General features: G+C 70.2%; 8 protein-coding genes. 6 read left to right on the top strand and 2 right to left on the bottom strand.

Translation table 11 applies throughout. The annotated features are described in order from the left end of the window. Window positions 1-189: 189 nt before the first annotated feature. Window positions 190-2472 carry a sodium-translocating pyrophosphatase gene (locus DI005_RS03540; protein WP_112264932.1) on the top strand — a complete coding sequence of 761 codons (2283 nt, stop codon included), beginning with the start codon at window positions 190-192 and terminating at the stop codon, window positions 2470-2472. Window positions 2473-2614: 142 nt separating this feature from the next. Further along, entirely contained in the window at window positions 2615-3244 is a 630-nt protein-coding gene (locus DI005_RS03535) for a hypothetical protein (RefSeq protein ID WP_137095674.1), read from the top strand. A 36-nt stretch (window positions 3245-3280) separates the two neighbouring features. On the opposite strand, the gene DI005_RS03530 is transcribed toward DI005_RS03535, so the two are convergent. Together DI005_RS03530 and DI005_RS03525 are read right to left on the bottom strand one after the other, a co-directional pair. Further along, window positions 3281-4033 (bottom strand): MerR family transcriptional regulator, encoded by a 753-nt coding sequence (locus DI005_RS03530; RefSeq protein ID WP_112264928.1) that lies wholly within the window; start codon window positions 4031-4033, stop codon window positions 3281-3283. A gap of 57 nt (window positions 4034-4090) precedes the next feature. Further along, entirely contained in the window at window positions 4091-4906 is an 816-nt protein-coding gene (locus DI005_RS03525) for a serine protease (RefSeq protein WP_113641252.1), read from the bottom strand. A gap of 361 nt (window positions 4907-5267) precedes the next feature. Between DI005_RS03525 and topA the strand changes: the two genes are divergently transcribed. The 4 genes from topA (at window position 5268) to DI005_RS03505 (ending at window position 12065) form a co-directional block, all read left to right on the top strand. Beyond that, window positions 5268-7973, top strand: a complete 2706-nt coding sequence (gene topA, locus DI005_RS03520) for a type I DNA topoisomerase (RefSeq protein ID WP_233519987.1) — start codon at window positions 5268-5270, stop codon at window positions 7971-7973. Between the two features lie 95 nt (window positions 7974-8068). Further along, window positions 8069-8629, top strand: a complete 561-nt coding sequence (locus tag DI005_RS03515; RefSeq protein ID WP_113641250.1) for a hypothetical protein — start codon at window positions 8069-8071, stop codon at window positions 8627-8629. Window positions 8630-8754: 125 nt separating this feature from the next. After that, window positions 8755-10875: a dTMP kinase gene (locus tag DI005_RS03510; protein ID WP_113641249.1), complete on the top strand. Its 2121-nt coding sequence runs from the start codon at window positions 8755-8757 to the stop codon at window positions 10873-10875. Then, a complete protein-coding gene (locus DI005_RS03505) occupies window positions 10872-12065 on the top strand; it encodes a DNA polymerase III subunit delta' (protein ID WP_112264918.1) in 1194 nt (397 codons plus the stop codon). The genes DI005_RS03510 and DI005_RS03505 overlap by 4 nt, the downstream gene beginning before the upstream one ends. Window positions 12066-12117 lie beyond the last annotated feature (52 nt).

Below are 12117 nucleotides of genomic sequence, written 5' to 3'. Positions count from 1 at the left end.
GGCGGTGCCGTGAGCGGTTTCACACGAATACGCAGCGTATGTGACATGGGACGCCCTGCCGGGTCGTCCGTCTCTACCAATAGACTCCGCCAAACCACACCAGAAGTGGTGTAGATCCCATGTCAGCGTCGGCACAGTGGTCAGCCCGCTCGTCGGCGCTGGCAACAGGCGACGTTTCCAGGAGGACGAATGTCCCGGCACTTCCTCGCGGAGGGTTCACCCGAGCTCTCCGGAGGTGACTACGGCATCGTGGCCGTGGTCGCCGTGGTCGCCCTTGCTGCGCTCGTCATTGGTTATCTGCTGTTGAAGGAGGTCCTGGCCGCCGGTCAGGGCACCCAGAAGATGCAGGAGATCGCCAAGGCGGTGCAGGAAGGCGCGGCTGCCTACCTCAACCGGCAGCGGAACACCCTCGCCGTTTTCGGCGTGGTCGTGTTCCTCCTGCTGTTCGCACTCCCCGCGGAGGACTGGAACGAGCGGATAGGCCGTTCGCTGTTCTTCTTGGTCGGTGCGGTGTTCTCGTTCTCGATCGGCTACCTGGGCATGTGGTTGTCGACGAGAGCGAACGTCCGCGTCGCGGCAGCGGCACGCGAGTCCGGCGGCCGGGAGAAGGCGATGCGGATCGCGTTCCGCACCGGTGGCGTAGTCGGCATGATCACGGTGGGACTCGGCCTCTTCGGCGCTGCCGTCGTTGTGCTCGTGTACGCGGGTCAGGCCCCGAAGGTCCTCGAGGGCTTCGGCTTCGGTGCGGCCCTGATCGCGATGTTCATGCGTGTCGGTGGCGGCATCTTCACCAAGGCCGCCGACGTCGGCGCCGACCTGGTCGGCAAGGTCGAGCAGAACATCCCCGAGGACGACCCGCGCAACGCGGCCACGATCGCCGACAACGTGGGCGACAACGTGGGTGACTGCGCCGGCATGGCGGCGGACCTGTTCGAGTCGTACGCGGTGACGTTGGTCGCCGCGCTCATCCTCGGCAGCGCCGCGTTCGGGGCGACGGGCTACGGCCTGGTGTTCCCGCTGATCATCCCGGCGATCGGCGTGATCACGGCCGTGATCGGCATCTACATCACGCGGGCGAGGGCGGGCGAGAGCGGCCTGACGACGATCAACCGCTCCTTCTACATCTCGGCGGTCATCTCCGCGGTGCTCTCCGCCATCGCGGCGTTCGTGTTCCTGCCCAGCTCGTTCGACGGCGCCGAGGGCAACCCGGCCGTCATCGCGACGGTCTCCGTGATCATCGGTATCGCGCTCGCCGGCGTGATCCTGTGGCTGACGGGCTACTACACCGGCACCGAGCACGGGCCGGTCAAGAACGTCGGCAAGACGTCGGAGACCGGTGCCGCCACGGTGATCCTCTCCGGCATCTCGGTCGGTTTCGAGTCGGCGGTGTTCACCGCGCTCGTCATCGGAGGCGCGGTGTACGGGGCCTACCTGCTCGGTGGTGCCGTGGCGCTGTTCGCCGTCGCGCTCGCCGGGACGGGCCTGCTGACCACGGTCGGCGTCATCGTCGCGATGGACACGTTCGGCCCGGTGTCGGACAACGCACAGGGCATCGCCGAGATGTCGGGCGATCTCGAGGAAGGCGAGGGCGTCCAGATCCTCACCGAGCTCGACGCGGTCGGCAACACGACGAAGGCGATCACGAAGGGCATCGCGATCTCGACCGCGGTGCTCGCCGCGACCGCGTTGTTCGGGTCCTACTCCGAGGCCATCCTCGGCGCGCTACGCGACGTGGGCACGGGTCTCTCGGACGTCCCGGAATCGTTCATCGACAGCATCATCGTGCCGAACACGCTGGTCGGCGTGATCGTCGGCGCGGCGGTCGTGTTCCTGTTCTCCGGTCTCGCCGTCAACGCGGTCTCGCGGGCTGCGGGCGCCGTGGTCTACGAGGTGCGGCGCCAGTTCCGCGACATCCCGGGGATCATGGAGGGCACGACGCGGCCCGAGTACGGCAAGGTCGTGGACATCGTCACGCGCGACTCGCTGCGGGAGCTGGCCACGCCGGGTCTGCTCGCGGTGTTCGCGCCCATCGCGGTCGGCTTCGGTCTCGGTACCGGGGCGCTGGCCGGTTACCTGGGCGGTGCGATCGCCACCGGCACGCTGATGGCGGTGTTCCTCGCCAACTCCGGTGGTGCGTGGGACAACGCGAAGAAGCTGGTCGAGGACGGCCACCACGGTGGCAAGAACTCGGAGGCGCATGCCGCGACGGTCATCGGTGACACCGTCGGTGACCCGTTCAAGGACACGGCTGGCCCGGCGATCAACCCGCTGCTCAAGGTGATGAACCTGGTGTCGCTGCTGATCGCGCCCGCGGTCGTGCAGTTCACCGTCGGTGAGGACGCCTCGATCGGCGTCCGCATCGCCATCGCCCTGGTGTCCGTGGCCATCATCGTGGCCGCGATCGTGGTGTCGAAGCGCCGCGGTACGGCCATCGCCGAGACGCCTGCTCCCCAGCAGGCGACGAAGGCGTAGCGCCACGGTGTCCGGGCCCGGAGCGCTCGTCGCTCCGGGCCCGGCTTGTGTCCGCGGCGGGGTCGCTTGCGGGCTGTGACGCGACCGGTACCGTCGGACGGGATCGTGCTCGATTGGACACCGTGTGTCAGGAGGTGTGGGCGTGCGGCCGCGGATGACCGTTCTCGCCGCTGTGATGCTGGCCCTTGGGGGCCTGGGACTCGCAGGGTGTGGTCAGCCGAGAACGCAGCCCGGCGCCCAGCAGGCGGCCGAGTCCTCGGGCCCCGGCCTGACGGCCGAGGAGGTGCGCCGGGAGGACGCCACCACCGCGTGGGCGGGCGGCTACTGCGCCGCGGTGTCGGAGCTGGTGCGCTCGTTCTCGCGGATGCCGAGCATCGACCCGACCACGCCGCAGCAGGCCTCGCGGACGTCGAGTGAGCTGCTCGGCGTGATGATCGGGGGCCTCGACCGCACGATCGAAGGGCTTGACCGGCTCAGCCGGGCCCCGTTGTCCGACGGGGAGCGCATCAAGGCGCAGGCCGTCTCCAGGTACGTGGGCATCCGGGACCGTGCCGTGGGAGCGAAGCAGCAGCTCGACGCGGCCACCACCGAGGAGGCCAGCAGGGCGGCGATCGGCTCGGTGCGCGCGCCACTGGAGGAGATCGGCCGGATCAGCCTGCTGGACGGTTTCGACGCCGTGCCGGAGCTAAAGGAGGCGAGCCTGCGGGCGCCGCAGTGCAAGGAGCTCACCGACTCCCGTGAGACGGCGAGGTTCGACCCGGGGGCCTCGTAGCGCGAGCCTGGGGACCGCGGTTCCCCAGGCCCGGTGCTAACTCAGGCGGGCCTGCGCGTAGGCCGCCATGGTGTCGCGCAGGTAGGCCGCAAGGCCCGGCGCGACCTCGTCGATGCTCGCGGTGAACCGCGGGTCGTCGACGTAGAGCCTGCCGAGGCCCGTGTAGGACTCCCGGTTCGGCGTCCAGAAGTGGCACAGCCACCGGTAGTGGGCGTCGGTCGCCTCGATCGCACGCGGGTCGTCCGGCGCGACGCCCTCGCGCATCAGCTCGGCGAGCCGCGCCGAGGCGTCGGCTCCCGCCTGCTGGACCGCCTGCCACTTCTCGTCCGACCAGCCCTTCACGCGCTCGTGGGACGCGAGCGAGCCGGGCCAGCGCTCCTCCGCCTCCTCGGCGAGCCGCTGTGCCTGCTCGGAGTGCCGCTCGAAGCCGGTGTACAGCTCATCGGCGTTCACAGTGTTCCCTCCCTCCAGTTTCTCGATCGTTCTCCGTACGGTCCTGGCGAGCCGGTCGAACCGGTCCCGTTCCGCCGTCAGCCACTCGTGGTGCACCTTGAGTGCGGCGAGCCGGTCGGTCTGCCGATCGAGGATGTCCCCGATCGCGTCCAGCCCCAGGCCCAGCTCCCGCAGCACGAGGATCTGCTGCAGGCGCAGCAGTTGGTCCTCCTCGTAGTAGCGGTAGCCGTTGCCGCCGACGTAGGCGGGCGGCAAAAGGCCGATCTCGTCGTAGTGCCGCAGGGTGCGCGAGGTCACTTTCGCGATCCGCGCGACCTGGACGATCGAGTAGGCCATGCGGACAACGGTAGAGGTTGACGCCGCGTCAACCTCAAGTCCGAAAATCGGAGCCGATCAGGCCGGCTTGGGCAGTGTGCAGGCCGGGCGCTCCAGTTCGATCTCGCTCGCCGGCGTCAGGCAGCCGTAGAGGCGGTACGTCTGCTGGCCGTACTTGGCGCCGTGCCGCACCGTGACCTGCCCGTTCGCGCCGACCTCGCACGGGTTGTTCATCGTGCACCGGTCGCCGTTCTCGTTGGCCGTGTTGTTCACGCCCACGACCTGGCCGCTGGCGGTGTCGATGATCGGGGAGCCGGACGTGCCGCCGATGGTCTGGCACTCGGGCGTGTACCGGATCGAGTCGCGCCAGGTGTAGCCGCCCTCGCGCAGCTCGCGGACGAACCCGTCGACGGAGCACGCGTACGTCTTCTTCCAGTATCCGGAGGCCACGGTGATGCCCGTACCCGCTCCGGGTCGCTCCTCGGAGAGCTCGAGCGGGGCGATGCCGTGGTCGCGCTGGATGTCGGCGTAGGTGGTGCCGAGCTGGTACACCGACGCGTCCGTGCCCGTCATCGTCGCGTACAGCAGCTTCGTCGCCCGCAGGGTCGTCACCTCGCGCCCGTCACCGGCGAGCAGGGTGAACGTCCGCTGCGACGGCCGGTCGACGATTACCTCGCCCGGCTGCGGGAAGCCTTCCTCCAGGCAGTGCCCGTTGGACAGCACCAGCGCGGGCGCGGTGGCCGGGGCGCCGGCGAGCCGCACGACCGAGCCCGAGCAGTTCGACAGGGCGACCGTGCCCGTCAGGTCGACGGTCTCCGCGCTTGCCGGAGGCGCTGTGACCAGTGCGAACGTGAAGATCGTGGCCAGCAGCACGCCGAGCGGGCGGCGGAACATCGAGGAGGTCCTTTCGGTCGGCGGGCACGTGGGACGGAGCGTAGTGGTTCGGCTACCCGGGAGCCTGGGCGACGTGAGGTCCACGTCACGTGCTAGGTGTGGAAGGGAAACGTCACGGCTGCACACGGCGATGCGCTTGACACACGCTTTACGGCGTGTTGAGCCACCTGAGAAGACGCCGTCGCCCGTGAGAGTGCACACTGGCGGGTCGAACAGGTGAGTTACCGAGCGGAGAGCGGACAGCGTGGCTGGATCGACAGAGAGCACTGCGGCGCGCGGCGCCACCGCGGGGGGCGGTGGTCGGGCGAAGGGCAGGCCGAAGAAGAGTGCCGCGGCCAACGGCAGCGGCCGTCGACGGCTGGTGATCGTCGAGTCGCCCACCAAGGCGCGCAAGATCGCCCCCTACCTCGGCCGTGACTACGTCGTCGAGTCGTCCCGTGGGCACATCCGCGACCTGCCGCGTGGAGCCGCCGACGTGCCTGCCAAGTACAAGGGCCAGCCGTGGGCGAGGCTTGGCGTGGACGTCGACAACGACTTCGAGCCCCTCTACGTCGTCTCACCGGACAAGAAGGCCACGGTCACCGAGCTGAAGAGCCTGCTCAAGGACGTCGACGAGCTCTACCTCGCCACCGACCCCGACCGCGAGGGCGAGGCGATCGCGTGGCATCTGCTCGAAGCGCTCAAGCCCAAGATCCCGGTCCGCAGGATGGTGTTCCACGAGGTCACCGAGCAGGCCATCCGCTCAGCGGCCGAGAACACCCGTGAGCTCGACCCCGACCTGGTCGACGCGCAGGAGACCCGCCGCATCCTCGACCGGCTCTACGGCTACGAGGTCTCACCGGTGCTGTGGAAGAAGGTCATGCCGAGGCTCTCGGCGGGCCGCGTCCAGTCGGTGGCCACGCGGGTGATCGTCGAGCGCGAACGCGAGCGGATGCGCTTCACGTCGGCGTCGTACTGGGACATCTCGGCGACGATGGACGCCGGTGCGGAGGCCAGCCCGCGTACCTTCCCGGCCCGGCTCACCGCCGTGGCCGGCTCCCGGCTCGCGACCGGCCGCGACTTCGGCCCCGACGGGCAGCTCAAGGCGTCCGCGCGCGACGTCCGCATCCTCGACGAGGCCGAGGCCGGCCGGCTGGCGCAGGCGCTGCACCAGCGGGACTTCGCGGTCACCAGCGTCGAGGAGAAGCCGTACACGCGGCGGCCGTACGCGCCGTTCATGACCTCGACACTGCAGCAGGAGGCGGGCCGCAAGCTCCGCTTCTCGTCCGAGCGCACGATGCGCATCGCGCAGCGGCTCTACGAGAACGGCTACATCACCTACATGCGTACCGACTCGACGACCCTGTCGGAGACGGCGCTGACCGCGGCCCGCAACCAGGCGACCGACCTCTACGGCTCCGAGTACGTGTCGCCGAGCCCCAGGCAGTACACGCGCAAGGTGAAGAACGCGCAGGAGGCCCACGAGGCGATCCGCCCCGCGGGCGAGGTGTTCCGCACGCCGGGCCAGGTGGCCGGCGAGCTGGAGACCGACGAGTTCCGGCTCTACGAGCTGATCTGGCAGCGCACCATCGCCTCGCAGATGGCCGACGCCAAGGGCACCACGATGTCGGTGCGCATCACCGGCACGGCCACCAGCGGAGAGGAGTGCGTGTTCTCCGCGTCCGGCCGCACCATCACCTTCGCGGGCTTCCTCAAGGCCTACGTCGAGTCGGTGGACACCGAGACGGGCGGCGAGGCCGACGACAAGCAGAGCAGGCTCCCGCAGCTGCGTGAGGGCCAGGAGCTGACGGCGACGGAGCTGTCGCCGGACGGGCACGCGACGTCGCCGCCCGCGCGCTACAGCGAGCCCGCGCTGGTGAGCAAGCTCGAGGAGCTCGGCATCGGCAGGCCATCGACGTACGCCTCGATCATCAAAACCATCCAGGACCGCGGCTACGTGTGGAAGAAGGGCTCCGCGCTGGTGCCCTCGTGGGTCGCGTTCTCGGTGGTCGGCCTGCTGGAGCAGCACTTCGAGCGGCTGGTCGACTACGACTTCACGGCCGCGATGGAGGACGAGCTCGACCGGATCGCGTCGGGCGACGAGCAGCGCACGCGCTGGCTGTCGAAGTTCTACTTCGGCGGCGACATGGGTGTCGACGGCTCGATCGGGCGGCTCGGCGGGCTGAAGAAGCTCGTCGGCTCCGGGGTCGAGGACATCGACGCGCGCGAGATCAACTCGATCAAGCTCTTCGACGACAGCGAGGGGCACGCGGTCGTGGTGCGGGTCGGCCGCTACGGCCCGTACCTGGAGCGCGAGGTCGACGGCGAGTCGCAGCGCGCGAACCTGCCGGAGGACCTGCCGCCGGACGAGCTGACCCTGGAGATCGCCGAGCGGCTGTTCGCGACGCCGCAGGAGGGTCGCGTACTGGGCACCGACCCGGTCAGCGGCCACGAGATCGTGGCCAAGGAGGGCCGGTTCGGGCCGTACGTGACCGAGATCCTGCCGGAGCCCGAAGAGGCCGAGGGAGGCACTGCCGGCAAGAAGACCAGCAAGGCCAAGAAGCCGAAGCCGCGCACGGCGTCGCTGTTCAAGTCGATGACGATCGAGGAGATGACCCTCGACGACGCGCTGAAGCTGCTGTCGCTGCCAAGGGTGGTCGGCAAGGACCCGGAGAGCGGCGACGAGATCACCGCGCAGAACGGGCGCTACGGGCCGTACCTGAAGAAGGGCACCGACTCGCGCTCGCTCTCGACGGAGGAGCAGATCTTCGACATCACGCTCGAGGAGGCGCTCAAGATCTATGCCGAGCCGAAGCGCAGGGGACGCCAGGCGGTCGCGAAGCCGCCGCTGAAGGAGCTCGGCGAGGACCCGGCCTCCGGCAAGCCGATGGTGGTCAAGGACGGCCGCTTCGGCCCGTATGTCACCGACGGTGAGTACAACGCGTCGCTGCGGAAGTCGGACACGGTTGAGGACCTGACCGTGGAAAGGGCTGCCGAGCTGCTGGCCGAGAAGCGGGCGAAGGGTCCGGCGCCGAAGAAGAAGAGCACCACCCGCAAGAAGGCGTCCACGGCGAAGTCCAAGTCGTGACGCTGGGTGAGCGGTAGTGCGCCCCGTTGGCGGATGCGCGCCGTGACCGGGTCGCTACCCTTGAGGAGCACGACAAGACCCGGCTAGGAGGACGCGTGGCCAACGGGGACGGTACTCAGGCGCCCGAGCCTCCGCAGTCGTTCAGCGACCCGCTGTCGGGCCTGGTCACCAGCGGCAAACCGGACTTCACGGCCACGACCCAGCGCGACCAGCCGACCGCGATGCCGCTCGCCATGCCGGTCGAGCCGGACCCGGACATGGTCAAGGGGATGGTCGACGCGGCGCTGGGCGACGAGACCCCGAAGCCGGAGGGGGCCGAGGCGACGGAGGTGACCGTCGAGGGCGGCGAGTCCCCGCCGCCGGGCGCTCCTGCTGGCGCCGCGCTGTCGGGCGAGGGCGGCCCTCCCGGTGTGTACTCCGGTCCCGATCGCTCACGCTGGCCCGCGCGTACCCAGCTGCTGCCCGAGATCCTGCGCAGGCGGCAGCGCAACCGGGTACGGGAGAGCAGGCCGTGGTCCGAGCGGCAGCTGATCCGCAGGCCGTCGAGCGGTTCGGCCGGGCTCGCCGTCGCTCTCGTATTGCTCACGGTGTTCGGGATCGTCGCGATTCAGTTCATTTCGAGTCTGGTCGAGAGCATTACCGGGCTCTTCAACTGATCGAGCGGGCTGTTCGTCAGCGCTCGGTGCTGAATTGATCACCGCGGGTGTTTTACCCGGTACTCCGGCGCACGGTGCGTGTTGCGGGCTACCCTGACCACACAACCGTGCCGGTGGTTATTGGGGTGGGGCACATCAGCGAGGCAGCACAGGGGAAAGCAGACGCCGACGCGAAGGAGTCGGTGCGGGGAGAGGCGTCCACGGTCCACCGCGTGCGCCGAGTCCTCGCTATCCGGCCCTTCCGGAGGCTGTGGGGCGTCACCTATCTGTGCAGCGTCGCCGACTGGCTATCCTTGCTCGCCCTGGCCGGTCTGGTCACCAAGTTCACCGACAACTACATGGCGCAGAACTTCGCGTTCGCCGGCGTCGTGCTGACCAACCTGCTGCCGGGTCTGCTGTTCGCGCCGGTCGGTGGGCTGCTCGCCGACCGCTTCGACCGGCGCAAGGTGATGATCGTCGCCGACCTGGTGCGCTTCGGCCTGCTGCTCTCGATCGCGATCGTCGGTTCACCGATCTGGCTGTTCGTCGCCAACTTCCTGGTGGGTTCCGCGGCCATGATGTGGATCCCGTCGAAGGACGCGGCGGTGCCGAACCTGCTGCGCAGGCCCGACCAGGTGGAGACGGCCAACCAGCTCGGCATGGTGATGACCTACGGCCTCGCCGTGGTTACCGGCGCCGGCCTCTACTCGATCCTCACGGGTATCCCGACGACGTTCAACCTGTCGCCGAACGTGTTCGGTGTGTTCGGCATCGCCAACGCCGTCGTGATCATCAACAGCTTCCTCTACCTGGCAAGCGCCCTGATCGTCGCCACGCGGATCCCCGAGCTTTCGCTGCGCAACGTGCACCCGGTGCCCGCGTCCGGTGCCGTGCCCGAACCCAAGCCCGAGGCCGACGAGGACAAGTCGTCGGGCGGGCTGTTGGGGATGATCCGCGACGCGTTCCGGTTCATCCGCACGACGCCGCTGGTGCGCGGGCTGCTGATCGGCATGATGGGCGCGTTCGCCGCGGGTGGTGCTGTGATCGGGGCGGCCAAGCCGTACTCCTCGAGCCTCGGCGGCGGTGACTCCGCGTTCGGTCTGCTCTTCGTCGCCGTGTTCGTCGGCGCGGCGGTAGGCCTCGCGGGGGTGCCCAAGCTCGCGCAGCGCCTCCCGCACGACCGGATGTTCGGCATCGGGATCGTGCTCGCCGGCCTCGCACTCATCGTCGTGGCGCTCTCGCCACACCTCGCCGTCTCGCTGGTGGCCGTCGCCGTGGTCGGCGCGTGCGCCGGTGCGGCGTTCCTCACCGGCGTGACGATCATCGGCTCGCAGGTCGACGACTCGATCCGGGGCCGGATCAACGCGATCTACCAGTCGTTGATGAAGATCATCATCTTCGGCTCCACGGCGCTCGTGCCCCTGCTGATCGGTCTCGTTCGTCCGCACAAGGTGACGGTGTGGGGCAACGTTCTCACGATCGACGGCACGCGGCCCGTGCTGCTCGGCGGAGGCCTCTTGGCCGCGCTGGTCGGCATAGTCGCCTACCGGCAGATGGACTCGCGCCGTACCGAGCCGATCCTCGCCGACCTGCGCAACGTGATCCGCCGCAGGCCGCGGCGGGTCAACGGCCTGCTGATCGCGCTGGAGGGCACCACCGCCACCGACACGGCGGCACAGGCGGCGCGGCTCGCCGAGTGGCTGAGCAAGGGGCCGCGCCGGGTCGTGCTCGCCGCCGACCCCGCACTCGACGACTCGCGGCTCGCGTCGCTCGTCTCCGGGGCGTCGCTGTCCGGCGCGCGGGCACAGGCGCTCGCCGCGGCGGCGGTGCGGGCCGACATCGTGGAACGCGACGTGCAGCCCGCTTTGAACGCGGGCGCGGTCGTGGTGATGGAGCGGTTCGTGGACTCGCCCCTCGCCCACCTGTCGGCGGTCGCGGGGTTGGACGCCAAGGAGCTGGAGGGCCTCGCCGACTGGGCCACCGGACGGCTGCGGCCCGACCTCACGGTGCTGCTCGACGCGGAGCCGGGGGCCGACGCGGAGTCGACGAACTCGGCACAGCACCATTGGCGCGTGCAACAACTGCTCACCGAGATGGCCTCCGCGGACCCCGAGCGCTACGTCGTCGTCGAGGCCGACGGCACCGAGGACGAGGTCGCCGACCGCGTGCGGATCGCCGTGCAGACCACCCTCGTGGGAAGGGTCGCCGGCCTGGCGCCGCCGCCGGTCGCCGCCGTGCAGGCGACGTCCGTGAAGGCGACGTCGTGACGCAGCCGGTGTGGTCGCAGCTGGTGGGTCAGGAACCGGCTGTCGAGACGCTTTCCGCCGCCGCGAGCTCGGCCGCGGCGCTCGTGGCCGGCGAGACGGCCGACGCGGGCGCGATGACGCACGCGTGGCTGTTCACCGGGCCCCCCGGCTCGGGCCGGTCCGTTGCCGCGCGCACGTTCGCCGCCGCGTTGCAGTGCAGCCTCGGGCTCGGCTGCGGCGGCTGCACGGGCTGCCGGACGGCGCTGGCAGGCACCCACGCCGACGTGCGGCTGGTCGTTCCGGAGGGGCTGTCGATCTCGGTAGCCGAGATGCGGGCGCTCGTGCAGGCCGCCGCGCGCAGGCCCACCACCGGCCGCTGGCAGGTGGTGATCATCGAGGACGCCGACCGGCTCACCGAGGGCGCGGCCAATGCGCTGCTCAAGGCCGTCGAGGAGCCGCCGGAGCGCACGGTGTTCCTGCTGTGCGCACCGTCGGACCACCCCGAGGACGTGTCGGTGACCATCCGCTCGCGCTGCCGTCTCGTCACGCTGCGCACGCCGCCGCCGGAGGCGATCGCGCAGGTGCTGGTGGAGCGCGACGGCGTCGACGAGGCGATGGCGCGATGGGCGGCCTCGGTGTGCGGCGGGCACGTCGGCAGGGCGCGCAGGCTCGCGACCGACGAGAGCGCGCGCAAGCGGCGTGACGCCGTGCTGCGGATCCCGCTGGGACTGCGCAGACCCGCCGACGTCTTCGTATGCGCCGACGAGCTGATCAAGACGGCCGAGGCGGACGCGACGGACGAGAGCAAGGCGCGCGACGAGGCCGAGCAGGACGCGCTGCGCACCGCGATGGGCTCCGGCGGCACCGGCAAGGGCGTCGCCGCGGCGAAGCGGGCTGCCGACGCCGCCGTGCGGCAGCTGGAGAAGCGACAGAAGTCGCGGGCGACGCGGACCCAGCGCGACACGCTGGACCTGGCGCTCGTGGACCTGGCGGGCTTCTACCGGGACGTGCTGGTGACGGCGAGCGGGGCGGGCGCGGCGCTCAACCACCCCGACCACGCCGAGCAGAGCCGCTCCGCCGCGGAGCAGTGGACCCCGGCGTCGGCGCTGCGCAGGCTGGAGGCCGTGCTGGCCTGCCGCGAGGCGATCGAGTGGAACGTCAAGCCCCGCATCGCCGTGGAAGCCATGGTGACCACTCTCCGCGAAGGCTGACCTCTCTCAGGTAGCTGCAGTGAAGGCCACCTTGCCTGCGTTCAACGCAGGC

The organism is Prauserella sp. PE36, assembly GCF_003311655.1.
Taxonomy (GTDB): domain Bacteria; phylum Actinomycetota; class Actinomycetes; order Mycobacteriales; family Pseudonocardiaceae; genus Prauserella_A; species Prauserella_A endophytica.
This window is presented reverse-complemented; position numbering and strand designations above follow the sequence as displayed.